Below are 20,306 nucleotides of genomic sequence, written 5' to 3'. Positions count from 1 at the left end.
TCTGGACGACAGTCCCGGTCAGGACTCGACCTGTTCGGTCACCTCGTCCGAGAACGTGGTCAGCCGGGTGTAGACACCCGGGTAACCGGCCTGGGCGCAGCCCTCGCCCCAGGAAGTGATCCCTGCCAGGACGCCCCCGATGATCAGGGGACCGCCGCTGTCGCCCTGGCAGGTGTCGACGCCGCCGGAGGTGTATCCGGCGCAGACCATGTCGGACGAGAGGAAGTCCGAGCCGTAGGAGCTTGCGCAGCTGGAGTTGGAGACGATCGGCACGGTCGCCGTCCGCAGCTGGTTGGAGGAGCTGCCGCCCGAGGACGTGGTGCCCCAGCCGATGATGCGGGCGGTGGTGCCGGCCGCGTACACGCCGGTGTCCGAGGAGTCGACGTACGAGGCCGTCGTGTACGGCATCGAGGTCGACAGGGTCAGCACGGCCACGTCGTTGCCGTCGGTGGCGTCCGTGTAGTCGGGGTGGACCCAGATGTCGCTGACCCGGCTGACGGTGCCGTTCGTGCCGTTGAGGTAGGTGCGGCCGCCGACGACGCGGACGCTGCTGGTGGTCTCGCCGACCATGCAGTGGGCCGCGGTGACGACCTTGGTGGCCGAGACCAGCGTGCCGCCGCAGAACTGGTTCTGCGAGGCGTCCGTGATCTGCATCATGAACGGGTACGCGGTCGTCGTGGTGGTCGTGCCGCCCACGATGCGCGAGGAGGCGGCCTCAGCGGTGGGGGCGCTGAGCAGGGCTGTCGCGGCCGCGGCAGCGGTGGCCACGACGGCGGCGGTCTTTCTGGCACGGGTGAGCCCGAACATGAGACTCCTCATTGGGGGGTTGCCGGTGGGGGGTCGCGCGGGTGTGGGGGGTGGTGCACGGGGGCCGCGGGACCGACCCCCGTGTGCCCGGCGAGCGGCACGCACTCAAGGTAGGTCCCGGAAGTTCCCCTTCCCAATGAGGGAACCCCCTAAGGGAGTTGGGCAGGGAAAACCCTCGGTCGGGTTCGGCTAAACCTGCACGGACCGGCAAAGACGGGTGAACTCACGCGCCGCGAGGCGACGTACGACGGCCCGAAGGCGCTTCGTGCGGCGCCCTCGACTCACGTCGTGCGCCGTCCCGCCGCCAGTCTGACGATGTCGACCCGCGATCGGATCCCGAGCTTGCGATATACGCGAGTAAGCGTCGCTTCAACCGTTTTGACGCTGATGAAGAGGCGTGCGGCGATCTCCCGGTTCGTCGCGCCCTCCATGACGAGTGCGGCGACCTGACGCTCCATCGAGGCGAGACCGTCCAGGCCCTCAAGACCGTCCGGCGGCGTGGCCGCTGGGGCGGGTGCCGTCTCCACGGAGCGCGCGGCGGCGGCCGCCTCGACCTGTCGCAGCCAGGGCAGCGCCCGGCAGCGGCGGAACAGCCGGGTCGCCTCGTCGTACGAGGTGGGCCCGGGAGCGCCGGGGCCCAGCTGGGCCAGGGCGAAGGCGGCGCGGGCCTCCTCCAGGCTGTAGCCCAGTTTGCCGAGGCGGTCCTGTGCCGACGTCAACTGGGCCACCGCGGCCTCCTGTTCGCCACGTGTCGCGCGGAGCAGCGCCTCGGCCCGGTCCAGGACGGCCAGGACGCATCCGCGGTCCAGCCGCAGTGCCAGCTCGCGCGTGACGTCGATGACGTCCTGCGCCTCCGCGATCTCGCCGCTGCGCACCAGGGCCTCGGCGAGGTCGCCGTGCCAGCGGCCGCGTGCCGGGTCGGTGATGCCGAGGCCCTGCTCCACCTCGCGCACCCGGCGCAGCGAGACGACCGCCGCCCGCACGTCCCCGGCCACCAACTGGGCGTGCCCCAGGGCCGCCAGGGCACGGGAGACGTACATCTGGTCGCCGTCCTCCTCGGCGTGCTCCACCGCCTCCCGGGCCAGCGCCAGCGCCCGGTCGACCTCGCCGCCCGCTGCCTCGGCGAGCGAGGCCAGCACGGCGGAGGCCACCTCGCCGATCCCGGTGTCGCGGGCGAGGCGCAGGCTCTCGCGGGCCAGGTCGAGGGCGCGCCCGCAGTGCCCGGAGTGCAGTTCGGTCTCGGCCACCCCGCGCAGGAAGTGCACCTCGCTCTCGACCGACCCGCGCCGCCGCACCTCACGCAGCAGGGCGGTGACCGTCGCGCGGGCCTCGGCCAGCTGGTCGCTCATGATCAGCCAGCGGAACCGGGAGTATCCGGCGCCGTTGTGGTGGCACGCCACCCGCGGGTCCTGCGGCTCCTCCAGCGCCCGCCGGATGGTCACGGGGGCGTCCGCGTGGCCCATCAACGTCTCGATCTGCGCCTGGAAGGCGAGCGCCATCAGCTCGGTGTACCGGTCGCCGGCCCGCGCGGCCAGCTCCGCCGCGTACGCCGCCTCGCCGCGGGCCTCGTCGAAGTCGCCCTCCACGAGCAGGGCGCGCCAGGTGAGCTGGTAGTGGACCAGGGCGAGCAGCCGCGGATCCTCACCGGCGTCGGCCAGGGCCTGCGGGAAGATCTCGTCGACCTCGGTCATGGCGTGCCCCGCCGTGTCGATCACGATGATCCAGGCCCGTACCCGGTCCTCGGGCACGGTCGTGCGGCTCAGCACCTCGCGGGCGATGTCCCGGGCGAGGTCCAGCTCCCCGGCGGTGATCGCGTCCTCGGCGGCCGCCAGGCGCAGCACCTCCGGGTTCGACGTGCCGTCGGCCGGCGTGTGCCGCGCCGCGAGCAGGCCCAGTTGCGCGGCGACCGACGGCGCGCCCCGGTCCCGGGCCTGGGCGGCGGCCTCGGCGAGCCGCGCCGCCACCTCCAGGTCGGTGCCGTGGGTCGCGAGGGCCAGGTGCCGGGCGCGTTCGATGGGGTCGGAGGCCGCCGTGGACAGCGCGGCGTGCGCGGCCCGGCGCTCCTGCGCGGGCGCCTCCGCGTACAGCGCGGCGGAGATCATCGGGTGCGCGAACCGTACGGCGGGACCCTCGGGCTCGGTGGCCAGCAGCCCGAGCTCGGCGGCCTGGGCGGTCTCGGCCTCGGCGTTGTCCCGGCCGGCCGCGTGCAGCAGCGCCAGCGTGGGACGGGCGCCCGCGCTCGCCACGAGAAGGGTGCGGCGGGCCTCCTCCGACAGCATCTCCAGGCGGTTCAGCACCAGGGCGCGCAGCGAGGTGGGCACCGGCAGCGGCTCGCCGGGGCGGGGCGGGGTCGGGTTCTCGGCCAGGGCGCGGCCCAGTTCGAGGGCGAACAGGGCGTTGCCGCCGCTGGTGCGGTGGATGTCGCGGACCGTGGAGCGGGGCAGGCCGGTGTAGCCGCGGTGGTCGAGCAGCGCCGACAGCTGGGCGCGCGAGAGGGGGCCCAGCCGTACGGCGAGGGTGTCCGGCGGGGACGCGCGTAGATGGCGGTCGTACTCCTGGCCGTCGGTCCGCACCGCGCACAGCATCCGCACCGGGGTGTCGCCGAGGCGGCGGGCGGCGAAGCCGAGGAGCTCGGCGCTGGCCGGATCCAGCCACTGGAGGTCGTCGGCGACGACGAGGACGGGCCCGGTGTCGGCGAGGGCGCGCAGGGCGGACAGTACGGCCAGGCGCAGCGCGAGACCGTCGCGCTGGAGGGTGGATTCGCCGCGCCCGGTGAGCGCCGACTCCAGGGCGGTGCGCTGGGCGGCGGGGAGCCGCTCGGACACCTCGTCCAGGACCAGGCCGAGGAGGTCGGCCAGGGCGAGGAAGGGAAGATGGGATTCGGACTCCGTGGGCGAGCAGCGCAACACGGTGCGCGCGGCCCCGCCGTATTCCCCGGCCAATGCCCGCAGGACCGTCGACTTCCCAATTCCGGCGGGTCCGTGAAGCAGCACGCTGCCGCCCCGCCCGAGCTGCTCACGCGCCGCCGTGAACAGCTCCTCCCTGCCGATGACCTGGTCGGGGCGGCATCTGGCAGGCTCCTTGAAGTCCCGTCGCACGGTCACCGCTCCCCTCCGTGTGTCGTGTCCGGGCCAATATTAGGCAATGGATCTTTGAAATTCGGACTGACGACGTGGTGAGGCAAATAACAGCCGTGGAGGGCTTGCGATCGTCATGGGGAAATTCAAGGCGCGGATGAATGAATGGGCGGTCGTCGCAGTGGGCCGGACCACGGGCCGGGGACCCGCCGCGACTACGGCAGCACACCCGCCCGGCGCGCCGCCACCACCGCCTCACCGCGGGTGTGGGCGCCCAGTTTCCGCATGGCCGACCGCAGATAGCCCTTGACCGTCTCGGCACGCAGTCCCAGCCTCCCCCATAGCCTCAAGGGCATGGGGGGACCCCCACGGCGGCGGCCGCGTTCGTCGAACCGGCGGCCACGCACGTCAGCACGTCCACCTCTCGCGGTGCCAGCCGCGCGCCGTCCCGGCAGCCGTTCGGCGTGGGCACGGGCCCCTGCGCCAGCAGGCCGCAGACCTCCAGGAGCTCCGTGCGCAGGGCGGGATCGGCGATGCGCGGGGCCAGGGCGCGCAGCGCCGCGTGCGCCTCACGGACCTGCTCCCACGCCGCACCCCGGTCGTCGTACGGCGTCGTCCGCGGCCGGGCCGCCTCCAACAGGCCCCGCACCTCCTCCCGCACCACCAGCGACTGCTCCACGTCCCGCGCCGCCTCCACGGCCGCCGTCAGCGTGCGGTCGCCCTGGGGGTGCCCCCATGCCCTTAAGGCATGGGGGAGGCTGGGCCGGCGCAGGGCGCCGTACAGGACACCGCGCACCCGGCGCCGTACGACCACCGGGACCGCCAGCACCGAGCGCAGGCCCTCCGCGGCGACCGCGGCGTCGTACTCGTGGCTGATCTGCCGGGAGACGGAGTAGTCCGTGACCGCGCAGGGGCGGGCGAGGGCGACGGCCTTGCCGCCCAGGCCGTTGCCGTCGGTCACCGCGAGTCTGCACAGGGACTCGGTGGTCGTGCCGTTCAGTTCGCTGATGCGCATCCGCGGATGCCCCGGCTCCACCATGCCGCCGAAGGCGACCGGCAGTCCCGTCGAGCGGCGCAGGCGCACCAGCGCGCTCCCTATGTCCACCGATGCGGCCGCGTCCACTGCCACGTGCTCGCCCTTTCACCCGCTGTCTCCCGAGCGCACACCCCCGTTCGGGGGTAGTGAGACCCACGTCACGGATTACACGATGACAGAGAGCCGCCCGGCAAGGTCCGGTTACTAGGAGGACAGATGACGACGGGGACGGAGCTGTTCCGCAGTGCGCGGAACTTCCTGCTCGACCACCGCGAGGACTATGCGACCGCCTACGAGGGCTTCGACTGGCCCCGGCCGGACCGTTTCAACTGGGCGCTCGACTGGTTCGACGTCATCGCGGCCGGAAACGACCGTCTCGCGCTGCACATCGTCGAGGAGGACGGCAGTGAGGTCCGGCTGACCTTCGCCGAGATGGCCGAGCGGTCCGACCGCGTCGCGGGCTGGCTGCGCGCCCGCGGCGTCCGGGCCGAGGACCGCGTCCTCGTCATGCTCGGCAACCAGGCCGAGCTGTGGGAGACCGCCCTGGCCGCGATGAAGCTGCGCGCCGTCGTCATCCCGGCCACCCCGCTGCTCGGTCCGGCCGACCTGCGCGACCGGGTGGAGCGGGGCCGCGTCCGGCATGTGCTGGTGCGGGCCGAGGACACCGGGAAGTTCGACGAGGTCCCCGGCCGCTACACGCGCGTCAGTGTCGGCGGGGAACGCGAGGGCTGGCAGACGTACGAGGACGCGTACGCCGCCTCCGCAGAGTTCACCCCCGACGGACCGACCGCGTCCGACGACCCGCTGATGCTGTACTTCACCTCCGGCACCACCGCCCGCCCCAAACTGGTCGAGCACACCCACACCTCGTACCCGATCGGGCACCTGGCCACCATGTACTGGATCGGCCTCAAGCCCGGCGACGTGCATCTGAACATCTCCTCGCCCGGCTGGGCCAAGCACGCCTGGTCCAACCTCTTCGCCCCGTGGAACGCCGAGGCGACCGTCTTCATCCACAACTACACGCGCTTCGACGCGGCCCGGCTGATGGCCGAGATGGACCGCGCGGGCGTCACCACGTTCTGCGCCCCGCCCACCGTCTGGCGGATGCTCATCCAGGCCGACCTGAGCGCCCTGCGCACCCGGCCGCGCGAGGTCGTGGCGGCCGGTGAGCCCCTGAACCCCGAGGTCATCGAGCAGGTCCGGCGTGCCTGGGGCGTGACCGTCCGGGACGGCTTCGGGCAGACCGAGACGTCCGTCCAGGTCTCCAACAGCCCCGGCCAGCCCCTGAAGACGGGCTCGATGGGCCGCCCCAGCCCCGGCTTCCGTGTCGAACTCCTCGATCCGGTCTCCGGCGCACCGGGCGCCGACGAGGGCGAGATCGCCCTCGACCTGTCCGCCCGCCCCGTCGGCGTGATGACCGGCTACCACGGTGACGCCGACCGTACGGCGGAGGCGATGGCCGGCGGCTACTACCGGACCGGGGACATCGGTTCGCGGGACGCCGACGGCTACATCACCTACGTCGGCCGCGCGGACGACGTGTTCAAGGCATCCGACTACAAGATCTCCCCGTTCGAGCTGGAGAGCGCCCTGCTGGAGCACGAGGCGGTGGCCGAGGCGGCCGTCGTGCCCGCGCCGGACGAGCTGCGGCTCGCGGTGCCGAAGGCGTACGTCGTCCTGGCGGAGGGCTGGGAGCCGGGACCCGACACGGCCAAGGTGCTGTTCGAGCACTCCCGTGAGGTCCTGGCCGCGTACAAGCGCGTCCGCCGCCTGGAGTTCGCGCCGCTGCCCAAGACCGTCTCCGGCAAGATCCGCCGCATCGAGCTGCGCGAGGCCACGGCCGCCGGGTCGGACGCCGAGTACCGCGAGGAGGACTTCCGGTGACCTCACAGCCGTCGTACACCCACGGGACGAGCGGGACGGTCCTGCTCGGCGACACCATCGGGGCCAACCTGGACCGGGCCGTCGCGGCCTGGCCGGACCGGGAGGCACTGGTCGACGTACCGTCCGGGCGGCGCTGGACGTACGCCCGGTTCTCCGCCGACGTCGACGAGCTGGCGTACGCGCTGCTCGCGAGCGGGATCGCCAAGGGCGACCGGGTGGGCATCTGGGCGGTCAACTGCCCCGAGTGGGTCCTGGTCCAGTACGCCACGGCCCGCATCGGCGCGATCATGGTGAACATCAACCCGGCCTACCGCACCCACGAGGTCGAGTACGTGCTCAACCAGGCCGGGATCTCGCTGCTCTTCGCGTCCGTCAGCCACAGGACGAGCGACTACCGGGCGATGGTCGAGCAGGTGCGCGGCAGGTGCCCGCGGCTGCGGGAGACCGTGTACATCGGCGACCCGAGCTGGGAGGGGCTGATCGCGCGCGGGACCCCGGTTCCGTACGAGGAACTCTCCTGCGACGACCCGATCAACATCCAGTACACGTCGGGCACGACGGGCTTCCCCAAGGGGGCCACCCTCTCGCACCACAACATCCTCAACAACGGCTACTTCGTGGGCGAGATGATCGCCTACGGCGAGCAGGACCGGGTGTGCATCCCCGTGCCCTTCTACCACTGCTTCGGCATGGTCATGGGCAATCTGGCCGCCACCTCCCACGGCGCCTGCATGGTGATCCCGGCCCCCTCCTTCGACCCGAGGGCCACGCTGGAGGCCGTCCAGCAGGAGCGCTGCACCTCCCTGTACGGCGTCCCGACCATGTTCATCGCGGAGCTCGACCTGCCCGACTTCGCGTCGTACGACCTCTCCTCCCTGCGCACCGGGATCATGGCGGGCTCGCCCTGTCCGGTGGAGGTGATGAAGCGGGTCGTCGCCGAGATGCACATGGCGGAGGTCTCCATCTGCTACGGCATGACCGAGACGTCCCCGGTGTCCCTCCAGACGCGGCGGGACGACGACCTGGAGCACCGCACGTCCACCGTCGGCCGTGTCCTGCCGCACATCGAGGTGAAGATCGTCGACCCGGCGACCGGCGTGACCCGGCCGCGCGGCACGGCGGGCGAGCTGTGCACCCGCGGATACAGCGTGATGCTCGGCTACTGGAACGAGCCCGACAAGACCGCCGAGGCCGTCGACGCCGGACGCTGGATGCACACCGGTGACCTCGCCACGATGCGCGAGGACGGCTACGTCGAGATCGTCGGCCGCATCAAGGACATGATCATCCGGGGCGGCGAGAACATCTACCCGCGCGAGATCGAGGAGTTCCTGTACGGCCATCCGAAGATCGCGGACGTCCAGGTCGTCGGGGTCCCGCACGAGCGGTACGGCGAGGAGGTGCTGGCCTGTGTCATCCCGCGCGACACGGCTGATCCGCTGACGCTGGAGGAGCTACGGGCCTTCTGCGACGGGCAGTTGGCGCACTACAAGATCCCCAGCCGGTTGCGGATCCTCGACTCGTTCCCGATGACGGTGTCCGGGAAGGTGCGGAAGGTGGAGCTGCGGGAGAAGTACGCGGCTCCCTCGGCCTAGTCCCCGCCCAGCCCTCTGCCCGGCCCCCCGTCCGGCTGGTCGCGGCGCATGCAGACCCGCGGCCACCGGTCGAGGCCGAGTTCCGCCTCATGGGCGCGGATCCTCCGCAGCCCCGGCGTGAGCTCGGCCTCGGCCAGTACGCGGAAGCCCAGGCGGGCGTAGTACGGCGCGTTCCACGGGACCTCGGTGAAGGTGGTCAGGGTGAGGGCGGTGAGGTCCTGCTCGTGGGCGCGGTCGGCGGCGTACGTGAGGAGGGCGCGGCCCACGCCCCGGCGGGCGGCGTTCGGGTGGACCGAGACCTGCTCGATGTGCAGGGCGCCGTCGACGGGCTCGCAGACCAGATAGCCGACCGGGTGGTCATCCGCCCCGCGGGCGACCCAGGCGCGGCCCGCCCGGCGGTAGCGGTCCAGGGCGTCCAGGGCGGGTGGCTCGTCGTCGGCGATCTCCGCCATGCCGAGCTCGCGGAAGGCGGCGCCGGCGGCGCGCTCGATGTCCTGGAGGGCCGGGAGCTCGTCGGGCGTGGCCGGGCGGATGCGCATGGGCCGAGTGTCCGCCGGCGGGGGCGCCGGGCGCGAGCGGATGAGGACAGGGGCTACCGGGCGCCCGTCGCGTCCAGTTCGTCGGCGAGGCTGTTGACCGGCTGGGGCGTCCCCGTGAGGTCCAGGACGAACAGGGGGACGCCCAGCGAGTCGGCGCGGGCGCGGGCGTCGGGGGCGTATCCGGCGAGGGAGAAGTAGACGCAGGCCGCGGACTCCGTCATGGCGGTCAGCCACAGGCACTCCACGTCGCGCAGGGACGCGGGAGCCACGGTCGGGTCGACCTGGGCGAGCAGCCCGTGCGCGGCGATGCCGATGCCGGTCGGCGGCCGCTGGTCGGCGCGGCGGATGTCCCGGTAGCCGAGCCAGCGCAGATACACGGCGGCCGCCGTGACCGCGTCGCGGGCCGTGCGGATCGTGATCGGCTGGAAGACACGGCGCGGAGCGGGCGCCTTCCGCTGTGCCCGGTCCGCGTCCTCGCCCGCCGCTGTCGCCGCGACCGGAACGCGCAGCACCGCCCCGCAGGGGCAGCCCAGCTCCGGACGGGGCCACTCGTCCTCGCGGCCGCACCCCGCGCAGCGCACGCCGACCCATTCCTCGTCCCAGGAGCGATGGGTGACGACCGTGGCGGTCCCCTGGGGATCGAGCGTCGGCGCGACGGGCGCCCCGCACGCGCACGGGTACACGGGCGCCGCGTACTGATGCTCCCGCCGACAGGCCGGGCAGCGCACCGACACGCTCTCGGACATGGCCCACTCCTGGACGATCTCGCATCGGGACAGCGCTCCCATCGTCCTCCAGGCGGTGGCCGGTTGTCCGCCCCTTGACGGTCTTCACCCACCCACTTACATTGCTTCCAGATAGTAGAAAAGTATTTCCGCAATGCGGAAATACTGTGGAACAGACATCGTCACGGAATTGCTCACCGCGGGGCGCGACGGGAGTGCGAATCCGACAGCCGAAGCAGGAGTACTCAATGGCTCGTATGACCGCTGCCCGAGCGGCAGTCGAGATCCTCAAGCGCGAGGGCGTCAGCAACGCGTTCGGCGTGCCGGGCGCGGCGATCAACCCCTTCTACGCGGCGCTCAAGGCCTCCGGTGGCATCAACCACACCCTCGCCCGCCATGTGGAGGGCGCCTCGCACATGGCCGAGGGCTACACCCGTACCCACCCGGGGAACATCGGCGTCTGCATCGGCACGTCCGGCCCCGCCGGCACCGACATGATCACCGGTCTGTACTCCGCGATCGGCGACTCCATCCCGATCCTGTGCATCACGGGCCAGGCGCCGACCGCCGTGATCCACAAAGAGGACTTCCAGGCCGTCGACATCGCCTCGATCGCCAAGCCGGTCACGAAAATGGCCGTGACCGTCCTGGAGGCCGCCCAGGTCCCCGGCGTCTTCCAGCAGGCCTTCCATCTGATGCGCTCCGGCCGTCCCGGCCCGGTCCTGATCGACCTCCCGATCGACGTCCAGCTGACGGAGATCGAGTTCGACCCGGACACCTACGAGCCCCTCCAGGCGTACAAGCCGGCCGCGACCCGCGCCCAGATCGAGAAGGCGATCGGGATGCTGAACGCGTCCGAGCGACCGCTGATCGTCGCGGGCGGCGGTGTCATCAACGCCGACGCCGCCGAACTCCTCGTCGAGTTCGCCGAGTTGACCGGAACCCCGGTCGTCCCGACCCTGATGGGCTGGGGCCTGCTGCCCGACGACCACGAGCTGAACGCCGGCATGGTGGGCCTGCAGACCTCGCACCGCTACGGCAACGCGACGTTCCTGGAGTCCGACTTCGTCCTCGGCATCGGCAACCGCTGGGCCAACCGTCACACCGGCAGGCTCGACGTCTACACGGCCGGCCGGAAGTTCGTCCACGTCGACATCGAGCCGACCCAGATCGGCAAGATCTTCGCGCCCGACTACGGCGTCACGTCGGACGCCAAGGCCGCTCTGGAGCTGTTCGTCCAGGTGGCACGGGAGTTGAAGGCGGCCGGCAAGCTGCCCGACCGCTCCGCGTGGGCCGCCTCCGCGCAGGAGAAGAGGGCGACCCTCCAGCGCCGTACGCACTTCGACGACATCCCGATCAAGCCGCAGCGCGTCTACGAGGAGATGAACAAGGTCTTCGGACCGGAGACCCGGTACGTCTCCACCATCGGCCTCTCGCAGATCGCCGGCGCGCAGATGCTGCACGTCTTCCGGCCGCGGCACTGGATCAACTGCGGCCAGGCGGGCCCGCTCGGCTGGACCGTCCCGGCCGCGCTGGGCGTGGCGAAGGCGGACCCGCAGGCGCAGGTCGTCGCCCTGTCCGGCGACTACGACTTCCAGTTCATGATCGAGGAACTGGCGGTGGGCGCGCAGCACAAGATCCCGTACGTGCACGTCCTGGTCAACAACGCCTACCTGGGCCTGATCCGCCAGGCGCAGCGGGCGTTCGACATCGACTTCCAGGTCAAGCTGGAGTTCGAGAACATCAACTCGCCCGAACTGGGCGTCTACGGCGTCGACCACGTCAAGGTCGCCGAGGGCCTCGGCTGCAAGGCGATCCGCGTGACCGACCCGGGCGAACTGGGCGCCGCCCTGGAGCAGGCCAAGAAGCTCGCCGCCGAGCACCGGGTGCCGGTCGTCGTCGAGGCGATCCTGGAGCGGGTCACCAACATCTCCATGTCGACCACCAACGACATCAGCAACGTGGTCGAGTTCGAGGAGCTCGCGACGGAGCCGGAGCACGCGCCGACGTCGATCAGGACGCTGAAGGTCTGACGCGACTCGACGTACCGAGGGGCGGTCCAACCATGCGGTTGGGCCGCCCCTTTCGTGCTCCCCCGTGCCGGGGCCCGCCGCCCCCGTGTCGGCGGGCCCCGTGTGATGAGAGTGTTGCCCGCCGCAGGGGGCGGTTGAAGCCCCCTGGCGTGTTTTCAGAGGTTGATTTGAGGGTTCCGCAGCCGGCGCAGGGCCGCCTCGACACTGTCCCGCCGCTGGTGTTGAACGCGATGGCGGCCTGGGGAGCGTGGCGACGGGCGCTCGGCCAAGGACGCGGCGAGGGTGGGCTCGGCGGACTCGTCGAACACGACCGGCGTCATCGTGGCGTCGACGCCGGGTATCGCCTGCGGGTCGTCACCCACGACAAGTACGGAAGGAATGCGGTCAACCCATGGAGCGCCGAAGAGCGCCGGGTACGGGACCGTCCGTACCCGGCGCTCTTCAGCCGGTGAGGTATGCGGTGGTGACCGTCCGACGGTGCGAGGCTGGGCGCGACAGAACGTTCGCGCCGCCGGACGGGGTCTCCATGGCTCGGGACCGCGGCGGCAGCGACGGAACCGGGGCCCCTTCCCTCTGGTCGAGAAGGAGGTCCGGACCTTCACCACCGCACTGGCTCGCACGCCGCCGCGGTCCTCACGTTGCCCGCGCCCCTCTCCGGTCGACCACCCCTCATCCGGGTCGATCGGCGGCGTGGCGCGGGCGGTGCGTCCGCTCATGACCTCCTGTCAGGAGACGGACGCAGCTTCGGGGTTCAGTCCTCGCGCAGGGCGCGGACCGCCTCCTCCACGCGCTTGCCGTACTCGGGGTCGGCGGCGTGGAAGTGGGCCAGGTTCTTCTCGATCACGTCGTCGCGGGAGACCTGGGACAGGCCACCGGCGATGTTCGCGACCAGCCGGGACCTCTCCTCGGCCGACATCAGCCGGTACAGCTCGCCGGCCTGGAAGAAGTGGTCGTCCTTGGTGTGCAGAGGGGCCTCGTGGGTGCCGGTGTGGCCGGTCACCGCCAGCGGGGCCGACAGGGGGCGACCGCTCTCCACCGGGCCGTCGTAGGAGTTCGGCTCGTAGTTCTTCGCCCCGCGGCCCTGGGAGTTGGCCGCCATGAGACCGTCGCGGCCGTAGTTCTGCGCGGTCGTCGCCCTGGGGGCGTTCACCGCGAGCTGCGTGTGGTTGACGCCCAGGCGGTAGCGGTGGGCGTCCGCGTACGCGAACAGGCGGCCCTGGAGCATCTTGTCGGGCGAGGGGCCGATGCCGGGGACGAAGTTGTTCGGGGAGAACGCGGCCTGCTCGACCTCGGCGAAGACGTTGTCCGGGTTGCGGTCCAGGGCCAGTCGGCCCACGCGCCGCAGCGGGTAGTCCTTATGCGGCCAGACCTTGGTGAGGTCGAACGGGTTGAAACGGTAGTCGGCCGCCTCGGCCGCCGGCATGAGCTGGACGTAGAGCGTCCAGGACGGGTGCACGCCCCGCTCGATCGCCTGGAGCAGGTCCGTCTGGTGGGAGTTGGCGTCCTTGCCGGCGAGCTCGGCGCCCTGCTCGGCGCTCAGGCAGCGGACGCCCTGGTTCGTCTTGAAGTGGTACTTGACGAAGAAGGCCTCGCCGTCGGCGTTCGTCCACTGGTAGGTGTGCGAACCGTAGCCGTTCATGTGGCGGTACGACGCCGGGATGCCGCGGTCGCCCATCAGCCAGGTCACCTGGTGCGTGGCCTCGGGGGCGTGCGCCCAGAAGTCCCAGACGTTGTCCGGCTCCTGGCGGCCGGTGAACGGGTCGCGCTTCTGCGAGTGGATGAAGTCCGGGAACTTGATCGGGTCCTTGATGAAGAACACCGGGGTGTTGTTCCCGACGAGGTCGTAGTTGCCCTCTTCGGTATAGAACTTGACCGCGAAGCCGCGCGGGTCACGCACCGCGTCCGCGCCGCCGAGGCTGTCGGCCACGGTGGAGAAGCGCAGGAACACCTCGGTGCGCTTGCCGACCGCGCTCAGGAAGTCGGCGTGGGTGAAGCCGGTGACGTCGTCGGTCACCTCGAAGTGGCCGTACGCGCCGGAACCCCGGGCGTGCACCACGCGCTCCGGAATGCGCTCGCGGTTGAAGCGCGCCAGCTTCTCCAGCAGGTGCTGGTCCTGGAGCAGGAGCGGGCCGCCGACGCCGGCGGAGGCTGAGTTCTGGTTGTCGGCGACCGGGGCGCCGGACTCGGTGGTGAGCACGCGCTTCGACATCGTGGACCTTCCGTGCGGGAGCACTTGCGTGCGGGTGGCAGCGGAAAACTCTTTCCGCTTGATGGAGCCTAGAAGTGGGAGAATCTGAGCGTCAACAGTTTGTTGAAGTTGTTTGCGGTGATTGATTCCGGGCGGCGCCCCGCCTGGGCGCGACAGGACAGGTGTCAGCGAGGACGCCGCCCGGAAGTCTCGGGGTGGGGTCGGACCCGGGTCAGACCTGGGCGCCGGAGAGGCGCTCCACGGCCCGCAGCAGGGCCGAGTGGTCCAGGCCGCCGTCGCCCTGCGCACGCAGGGACGCGACCAGCTGGGCGACCGCGGCGCCGACCGGGAGGGCGGCGCCGACGTTGCGGGCGGCGTCCGTGACGATGCCCATGTCCTTGTGGTGCAGGTCGATCCGGAAGCCCGGCTTGAAGTCGCGGTTCAGGAAGTTGTCCTTCTTCCGCGTCAGCACGGTCGAGCCCGCCAGGCCGCCGTTGAGGACGTCCAGGGCGGCCTGGAGGTCCACGCCGGACTTCTCCAGGAAGACCACGGCCTCGGCGCACGCCTGGATGTTCACGGCGACGATCAGCTGGTTGGCCGCCTTCACGGTCTGGCCCGAGCCGTGCGGACCGCACAGCACGATGGTCTTGCCGAGCGCTTCGAGGATCGGCTTCGCGGTGTCGAAGTCGGCCTGCTCGCCGCCGACCATGATCGACAGTACGGCCTCGATGGCGCCCGCCTCGCCGCCGGACACGGGGGCGTCCAGGACGCGGATGCCCTTGTCCTTCGCCACCTTCGCGAGGTCGACCGAGGTCTGCGGGGTGATCGAGGACATGTCGATCAGCAGCGCGCCGGACCTCGCGTTCTCCAGGATGCCGTCGGGGCCGTAGGAGATGGCCTCGACCTGCGGGGAGGCCGGCACCATCGTGATGACGACGTCGGCGTCCCGCACGGCCTCGGCGATCGAACCGGCGACGGTGCCGCCCGCGGCGGCCAGGCGGTCCAGCTTGTCCTGCTCCAGGGTGAAGCCGGTGACCTGGTAACCCGCCTTGATCAGGTTCTCGGACATGGGGGAGCCCATGATGCCGAGACCTATCCAGGCGATCTTGGGGAGGTTGCTCATGATGGGGGTACCTCTCTGAACTGCTGTGGTGCGTCAGGGAATGGATGCCGGTCAGCGCTGATCAGCCCGTCCGGCGTGTGAGGGCGAGGCTCGTCAGCGGGCGGCGCGCCGCTCCGCGGGCAGCCAGCCGAACGCCTCCGCGCTCGGGCGGTCGCCCGGCTTGTACTCCAGCCCGACCCAGCCCTCGTAGCCCGCCTTCCGCAGCTGGTCCAGCAGGTCCTCCAGCGGCAGCGTCCCCGTGCCCGGCGCGCCGCGGCCCGGGTTGTCGGCGATCTGTACGTGGCCGGTCTTCGACGCGTACCGCTCGATCACCGCCGGCAGGTCCTCGCCGTTCATGGACAGGTGGTACAGGTCCATGAGGAACTTCGCGTTGCCCAGCCCCGTGGCCTCGTTGACCTTGTCCACGATGCCGACGGCGGCCGGCGCGGACACCAGCGGGTACAGCGGCGACTCGGGCTGGTTCAGCGCCTCGACGAGGAGGATCGCGCCGATCCGGTCGGCCGCGCGGGCCGCGAGGGCCAGGTTCTCCAGGGCGAGCGCGTCCTGCTCGGCCGGGTCCACGCCCTCGACGCGGTTGCCGTACAGGGCGTTGAGCGCCTTGCAGCCCAGGGCGGCCGCGAAGTCCGCCGCCACGTCGATGTTGGCGCGGAACCGCTCCGACTCCTCGCCCGGAACGGACAGGGCGCCACGGTCGGGACCGGGCAGCTGACCTGCGTAGAAGTTCAGCCCGGTGAGCTGGACGCCCGCGTCCTCGATCGCCCTCTTCAGGGCGTCGAGCTCGGACTGCTCGGGGGTGGGGGAGTCGATCCAGGGCCACCACAGCTCGACCGCGGTGAAGCCTGCCGCGGCGGCGGCCGCGGGACGCTCCAGGAGCGGGAGTTCCGTGAAGAGGATCGACAGATTGACGTTGAAGCGCTGCTCTGCGGCTGTATCCGATTCAAAGCCTGGCATGTCGCCGGCGCTCCCTTCCGTGTCGAGATTCCATATTGCGGAAGTTAGTTTCTGCGTAATGGAAGATTGCCGTCGGGTGTCCAAGGTTGTCAAGAGGGCTCGGCGGAAGGCGGCGCCGCGCGTTAGGTTGACCGCGTGCGATTGAGAGTGGAGTTCACGACCGAGCCCTTCGACCTCGACGAGGCGCCCGCGCACGCGCTGGCGGCCCGCGAGGTCATCGAGGCCGCCGAGCTCGACGCGGTGGACGTCGGTCCGTTCGGCAACACGGCGGAGGGCGGTGCGGACACCGTGCTCACCGCCGTGGACGCCCTGCTGCGCAGGTCCCTGGAGGCCGGCGCCACCCGGATCTCCCTCCAGATCAACGTGGTCGGGGAGGGTGAAGCGTGACCGGCGCCGGGGACGAGACCTTCATCGCGGCCGTGAAGCCGCTGGTCGACGCCATGGGCGGCGAGATACTCCCGCCGGACGAGGCCGGCCCCGAGGACGTCGTCCTCTCCTGGCAGGGCGCCGACGTCGTCGCCGTACGCCTGCCCCAGCTCGCCGACTCCCTGGACCACATCCTGGCCGCCATGGAGCGCAGGAAGGGCCGGCCGCTGGCCGACCTGGACCGCAAGGCCAAGCAGGAGGTCGTACGGATACTGGAAGCGCGGGGCGCCTTCTCCGTGCGGCACGGCGTGGAGACCGTGGCGAGCGCCCTCGGGGTGAGTCGCTTCACGGTCTACAACTACCTGAACCGGGACAAGAACGCCTGAGGCGGCCCGTCGGGTTTCGACACCGCGAATTTTCAACAAAGTGTTGACGTCTCGTCGTCGTAGGGCGTTAGCTATCGGCACGCCCGTTCAGTACGAAGGCCCTTCGCGGCCACGGAGGCTCCCGTGACGTCGAATTCCACGCCCCCGGGCCTGGCCCGGTTCAACGCCCTGGAGGAGCACGCGGCCCACGCCGCGCTCCACGAGGCGTGCGCCGCCACGGCGTGGGCGAAGCGGCTGCTCGCCGCCCGCCCCTACGCCGCCGTCGACGACCTCTACGCAGCCAGTGACGCCGCCATGGCCGAGCTGACCGCCGAGGACCTCCAGGAGGCGATGGCCGGGCACCCGCCGATCGGCCGCCCCAAGCCGGGCGACCCGGCCTCGGCCCGGGAACAGCGCGGCATGGCCGGCGCCTCCGAGGAGCTCAAGACGGAGATGCTCGAACTCAACCTGGCCTACCAGGACAGGTTCGGCCATGTCTTCCTGATCTGCGCCACCGGCCGGACCGGCGAGCAGATGCGCGACGCGGTCAAGGAACGGATCGGCAACTCGCCGGAGCAGGAGCGGGAGATCGTCCGCACCGAGCTGGGCAAGATCAACCGTATCCGGCTCGCCCGGCTCGTCGACGAAGACTGATCTTCGACGAAGACCGACCTTCCAGGAAGACCGAAGAGGACGCCTGACCATGAGCACCAGCACCACCGCATCCGTGTCCACACACATCCTGGACACCAGCATCGGCCGCCCCGCCGGGGCCGTCGCCGTCCAGCTCTCCGCCCGCTCGGGCCGGGATGCCGACTGGCAGACGCTCGGCGGCTCCGCGACCGACGCGGACGGGCGGTGCAAGGACCTCCCGGCACTGCCGGAGGGGACCACACACGTACGGCTCGACTTCGCGGTGGAGCCGTATTTCGAGAAGAAGCAAGCCGATGCGCAGCAGGACGCCCCCGCGAATCGGGACAGCGGTGCCGTGTTCTTTCCCGAGGTGGCGATCACCTTCGCCGTGAAGCCCGGGGAGCATTACCACGTACCGCTGCTGCTCAACCCGTTCGGCTACTCCGTTTACCGAGGGAGCTAGCAGACATGACACTCAATTCCCGCCCTGCCCGCCCTGTGATGCTGGGACAGAACCAGTACGGCAAGGCCGAGAACCGAGTCGTGAAGATCACGCGGGACGGCGCCACCCACCACATCAAGGACCTGAACGTCTCCGTCGCGCTCTCCGGCGACATGGAGGAGGTCCACTACTCCGGCTCGAACGCCAACGTCCTGCCGACCGACACCACCAAGAACACGGTGTACGCGTTCGCCAAGGAGTACGGCATCGAGTCCGCCGAGCAGTTCGGCATCCACCTCGCCCGCCACTTCGTCACCTCGCAGGAGCCGATCCACCAGGCCCGGATCCGGATCGAGGAGTACGCCTGGGAGCGGATCGCGGCCTCCGACGCCAACTCGCAGTTCATCGGCGCCGACGAGGTCAAGCACTCCTTCGTCCGCAAGGGCCAGGAGACGCGGGTCACGCAGATCACATACGACGGTGAGAAGTGGGAGGTCGTCTCCGGCCTCAAGGACCTCGTCGTGATGAACTCGACCAACTCCGAGTTCTGGGGCTACGTCAAGGACAAGTACACGACGCTCAAGGAGGCGCACGACCGCATCCTGGCCACCCAGGTCTCCAGCCGCTGGCGGTTCAACTGGACCGACGACGAGCAGCGGATGCCCAACTGGGAGAAGTCCTACGAGCAGACCAGGAAGCACATGCTCCAGGCCTTCGCCGAGACCTACTCCCTCTCGCTGCAGCAGACCCTGTACCAAATGGGTTCGCGGATCATCAACAACCGCAGCGAGATCGACGAGGTCCGCTTCTCCCTCCCGAACAAGCACCACTTCCTGGTGGACCTGGAGCCGTTCGGGCTGAAGAACGACAATGAGGTGTACTTCGCCGCCGACCGCCCCTACGGCCTGATCGAGGCCACCGTCCTGCGGGACGGCTGCGAGGCGAAGATCCCGATGGACCTCACCAACCTCTGATCCACCCCCCTTTCGGCACCCGTGACCGGGGAACCCGCCTCCCCGCGGACCCGGCTCCCCGGTCACGGCACTCAAAACTCCCGGGGTCCTGCCGTGCCCTCTCCGATTCAGCACAACTCCCGTGAAAAAGGGGCGAACCATGGCAGCAGCCCAGCGCATCGTCATCGAGAACTGTTCGATCGCGACCGTGGACGCGCAGGACACCGAGTACGCGACCGGGCACGTCGTCATCGCCGACAACCGCATCGAGTCGCTCGGCGCGGGCAAGGCTCCCGAGGGCCTGGACAACGTCGTACGCCGCATCGACGCCACCGGGCACCTGGTCACCCCCGGCCTGGTCAACACCCACCACCACTTCTACCAGTGGATCACCCGGGGCCTGGCCACGGACCACAACCTCTTCGACTGGCTCGTCGCCCTCTACCCGACCTGGGCGCGCATCGACGAGCCGATGGTCCGCTCGGCCGCGCAGGGCTCGCTGGCGATGATGGCCCGCGGTGGCGTGACGACCGCCATGGACCACCACTACGTCTACCCGCAGGGCTCCGGCGACCTTTCCGGCGCCATCATCGGAGCCGCCCGCGACATGGGTGTCCGCTTCACCCTGGCCCGCGGCTCCATGGACCGCAGCGAGAAGGACGGCGGACTGCCGCCGGACTTCGCCGTCGAGACCCTCGAAGGCGCGCTGGCCGGGACCGAGGAGACCGTCAGGCAGCACCACGACGCCTCCTTCGACGCGATGACCCAGGTCGCCGTCGCGCCCTGCTCCCCCTTCTCCATCTCCACCGAACTCCTCAGGCAGGGGGCCGAGCTGGCCCGCCGCCTCGGCGTGCGCATGCACACCCACGGCTCGGAGACCGTGGAGGAGGAGAAGTTCTGCCACGAGCTGTTCGGCATGGGCCCGACCGACTACTTCGAGTCCACCGGCTGGCTCGGCGAGGACGTGTGGATGGCGCACTGCGTCCACATGAACGACTCCGACATCGCCGCCTTCGCCCGCACGAAGACGGGTGTCGCGCACTGCCCGTCCTCCAACGCCCGCCTCGCCGCCGGCATCGCCCGCGTCCCCGACATGCTCGCGGCCGGCGTCCCGGTCGGCCTCGGTGTCGACGGCACCGCCTCCAACGAGTCCGGTGAACTGCACACCGAACTGCGCAACGCGCTGCTCATCAACCGCCTCGGCGCCCACCGCGAAGCCGCCCTGAACGCCCGGCAGGCGCTGCGGCTCGGGACGTACGGCGGTGCCCAGGTCCTCGGCCGCGCCGCCCAGATCGGCTCGCTGGAGCCGGGCAAGCTCGCCGACCTCGTGCTGTGGAAGCTGGACACCCTCGCCCACGCCTCCATCGCCGACCCGGTGACCGCCCTGGTCTTCGGCGCGGCGGCCCCGGTCACGGCTTCCTTCGTCAACGGCCGCCAGATCGTGGAGCACGGACGGCTCCTCACGGTCGACGAGGACGCGATCGCCCGCTCGACGCGGGAAGAAGCCCAGCGCCTGGCGAGGATCGCCGCGCGGGCCTGACCCGGTTGAAGAACTCCGGTCGGGAGGGACGGCTCCCGACCGGTAG

Annotated in this window: 17 protein-coding genes and 1 pseudogene; 9 read left to right on the top strand and 9 right to left on the bottom strand. The window is 70.9% G+C overall.

Annotation, left to right across the window (positions count from 1 at the left end; genetic code table 11):
* Positions 1 to 18: 18 nt before the first annotated feature.
* The 3 genes and pseudogenes from ACFU95_RS28430 to ACFU95_RS28420 all read right to left on the bottom strand — a co-directional run bounded on the left by ACFU95_RS28430 (position 19) and on the right by ACFU95_RS28420 (position 5,013).
* Positions 19 to 807 (bottom strand): S1 family peptidase, encoded by a 789-nt coding sequence (locus ACFU95_RS28430; protein WP_383832760.1) that lies wholly within the window; start codon positions 805 to 807, stop codon positions 19 to 21.
* A gap of 281 nt (positions 808 to 1,088) precedes the next feature.
* Positions 1,089 to 3,911, bottom strand: a complete 2,823-nt coding sequence (locus ACFU95_RS28425; protein ID WP_383832758.1) for an AAA family ATPase — start codon at positions 3,909 to 3,911, stop codon at positions 1,089 to 1,091.
* A gap of 188 nt (positions 3,912 to 4,099) precedes the next feature.
* Positions 4,100 to 5,013 (bottom strand): annotated as a pseudogene (locus ACFU95_RS28420) (GAF domain-containing protein).
* Positions 5,014 to 5,136: 123 nt separating this feature from the next.
* Here ACFU95_RS28420 and ACFU95_RS28415 point away from each other — a divergent pair.
* Both ACFU95_RS28415 and ACFU95_RS28410 read left to right on the top strand, forming a co-directional pair.
* Positions 5,137 to 6,807, top strand: a complete 1,671-nt coding sequence (locus tag ACFU95_RS28415; protein ID WP_383832756.1) for an AMP-binding protein — start codon at positions 5,137 to 5,139, stop codon at positions 6,805 to 6,807.
* Positions 6,804 to 8,402, top strand: a complete 1,599-nt coding sequence (locus ACFU95_RS28410) for an AMP-binding protein (RefSeq protein WP_383832754.1) — start codon at positions 6,804 to 6,806, stop codon at positions 8,400 to 8,402. Before ACFU95_RS28415 ends, ACFU95_RS28410 begins: the two co-directional genes overlap by 4 nt.
* Here the strand turns inward: ACFU95_RS28410 and ACFU95_RS28405 are convergent.
* On the bottom strand, positions 8,399 to 8,941 hold the full coding sequence (locus ACFU95_RS28405) for a GNAT family N-acetyltransferase (RefSeq protein WP_383832752.1): 543 nt from the start codon (positions 8,939 to 8,941) through the stop codon (positions 8,399 to 8,401). The genes ACFU95_RS28410 and ACFU95_RS28405 overlap by 4 nt on opposite strands.
* A gap of 53 nt (positions 8,942 to 8,994) precedes the next feature.
* The gene (locus ACFU95_RS28400) at positions 8,995 to 9,687 is read right to left on the bottom strand and encodes a hypothetical protein (RefSeq protein ID WP_383832750.1); all 693 of its coding nucleotides are present in this window, start codon (positions 9,685 to 9,687) and stop codon (positions 8,995 to 8,997) included.
* Between the two features lie 227 nt (positions 9,688 to 9,914).
* Between ACFU95_RS28400 and gcl the strand changes: the two genes are divergently transcribed.
* A complete protein-coding gene (gene gcl, locus ACFU95_RS28395) occupies positions 9,915 to 11,699 on the top strand; it encodes a glyoxylate carboligase (RefSeq protein ID WP_383832748.1) in 1,785 nt (594 codons plus the stop codon).
* A 155-nt stretch (positions 11,700 to 11,854) separates the two neighbouring features.
* Here the strand turns inward: gcl and ACFU95_RS28390 are convergent, their stop codons facing one another.
* From ACFU95_RS28390 to ACFU95_RS28375, 4 genes are all read right to left on the bottom strand, one after another.
* Positions 11,855 to 12,061 (bottom strand): hypothetical protein, encoded by a 207-nt coding sequence (locus tag ACFU95_RS28390; protein WP_383832746.1) that lies wholly within the window; start codon positions 12,059 to 12,061, stop codon positions 11,855 to 11,857.
* 389 nt (positions 12,062 to 12,450) lie between these two features.
* On the bottom strand, positions 12,451 to 13,908 hold the full coding sequence (locus tag ACFU95_RS28385) for a catalase (RefSeq protein WP_383832744.1): 1,458 nt from the start codon (positions 13,906 to 13,908) through the stop codon (positions 12,451 to 12,453).
* 211 nt (positions 13,909 to 14,119) lie between these two features.
* Positions 14,120 to 15,010: a 2-hydroxy-3-oxopropionate reductase gene (locus ACFU95_RS28380; RefSeq protein WP_383832742.1), complete on the bottom strand. Its 891-nt coding sequence runs from the start codon at positions 15,008 to 15,010 to the stop codon at positions 14,120 to 14,122.
* Between the two features lie 93 nt (positions 15,011 to 15,103).
* Entirely contained in the window at positions 15,104 to 15,961 is an 858-nt protein-coding gene (locus ACFU95_RS28375; protein ID WP_383832740.1) for a TIM barrel protein, read from the bottom strand.
* Positions 15,962 to 16,096: 135 nt separating this feature from the next.
* Here ACFU95_RS28375 and ACFU95_RS28370 point away from each other — a divergent pair, with 135 nt between their 5' ends.
* From ACFU95_RS28370 to ACFU95_RS28345, 6 genes are all read left to right on the top strand, one after another.
* Positions 16,097 to 16,348 (top strand): hypothetical protein, encoded by a 252-nt coding sequence (locus ACFU95_RS28370; RefSeq protein ID WP_383832738.1) that lies wholly within the window; start codon positions 16,097 to 16,099, stop codon positions 16,346 to 16,348.
* Positions 16,345 to 16,713, top strand: a complete 369-nt coding sequence (locus tag ACFU95_RS28365) for a helix-turn-helix domain-containing protein (protein ID WP_383832736.1) — start codon at positions 16,345 to 16,347, stop codon at positions 16,711 to 16,713. The genes ACFU95_RS28370 and ACFU95_RS28365 overlap by 4 nt, the downstream gene beginning before the upstream one ends.
* Before the next feature lie 123 nt (positions 16,714 to 16,836).
* Positions 16,837 to 17,346, top strand: coding sequence for a 2-oxo-4-hydroxy-4-carboxy-5-ureidoimidazoline decarboxylase (gene uraD, locus ACFU95_RS28360; RefSeq protein ID WP_383832734.1), 510 nt, complete (start codon positions 16,837 to 16,839; stop codon positions 17,344 to 17,346).
* 49 nt (positions 17,347 to 17,395) lie between these two features.
* The gene (uraH, locus tag ACFU95_RS28355) at positions 17,396 to 17,788 is read left to right on the top strand and encodes a hydroxyisourate hydrolase (protein WP_383832732.1); all 393 of its coding nucleotides are present in this window, start codon (positions 17,396 to 17,398) and stop codon (positions 17,786 to 17,788) included.
* 5 nt (positions 17,789 to 17,793) lie between these two features.
* Positions 17,794 to 18,741, top strand: a complete 948-nt coding sequence (pucL, locus tag ACFU95_RS28350) for a factor-independent urate hydroxylase (protein WP_383832730.1) — start codon at positions 17,794 to 17,796, stop codon at positions 18,739 to 18,741.
* A gap of 139 nt (positions 18,742 to 18,880) precedes the next feature.
* On the top strand, positions 18,881 to 20,260 hold the full coding sequence (locus ACFU95_RS28345) for an 8-oxoguanine deaminase (RefSeq protein WP_383832728.1): 1,380 nt from the start codon (positions 18,881 to 18,883) through the stop codon (positions 20,258 to 20,260).
* Positions 20,261 to 20,306: the final 46 nt, after the last annotated feature.

The organism is Streptomyces sp. NPDC057623 (assembly GCF_042800355.1).
GTDB lineage: Bacteria > Actinomycetota > Actinomycetes > Streptomycetales > Streptomycetaceae > Streptomyces.
The sequence above is the reverse complement of the archived record's forward strand: the minus strand, read 5'-3'. Positions and strand labels throughout refer to the sequence as shown.

Coding starts and splice junctions, on each gene's coding strand:
- ACFU95_RS28405 (WP_383832752.1), bottom strand. CDS start 8,941: ATGCGCATCCGCCCGGCCACGCCCGACGAGCTCCCGGCCCTCCAGGAC.
- ACFU95_RS28385 (WP_383832744.1), bottom strand. CDS start 13,908: ATGTCGAAGCGCGTGCTCACCACCGAGTCCGGCGCCCCGGTCGCCGAC.
- pucL (WP_383832730.1), top strand. CDS start 17,794: ATGACACTCAATTCCCGCCCTGCCCGCCCTGTGATGCTGGGACAGAAC.
- ACFU95_RS28400 (WP_383832750.1), bottom strand. CDS start 9,687: ATGTCCGAGAGCGTGTCGGTGCGCTGCCCGGCCTGTCGGCGGGAGCAT.
- ACFU95_RS28415 (WP_383832756.1), top strand. CDS start 5,137: ATGACGACGGGGACGGAGCTGTTCCGCAGTGCGCGGAACTTCCTGCTC.
- uraH (WP_383832732.1), top strand. CDS start 17,396: ATGAGCACCAGCACCACCGCATCCGTGTCCACACACATCCTGGACACC.
- ACFU95_RS28430 (WP_383832760.1), bottom strand. CDS start 807: ATGTTCGGGCTCACCCGTGCCAGAAAGACCGCCGCCGTCGTGGCCACC.
- ACFU95_RS28345 (WP_383832728.1), top strand. CDS start 18,881: ATGGCAGCAGCCCAGCGCATCGTCATCGAGAACTGTTCGATCGCGACC.
- ACFU95_RS28380 (WP_383832742.1), bottom strand. CDS start 15,010: ATGAGCAACCTCCCCAAGATCGCCTGGATAGGTCTCGGCATCATGGGC.
- ACFU95_RS28375 (WP_383832740.1), bottom strand. CDS start 15,961: ATGCCAGGCTTTGAATCGGATACAGCCGCAGAGCAGCGCTTCAACGTC.
- gcl (WP_383832748.1), top strand. CDS start 9,915: ATGGCTCGTATGACCGCTGCCCGAGCGGCAGTCGAGATCCTCAAGCGC.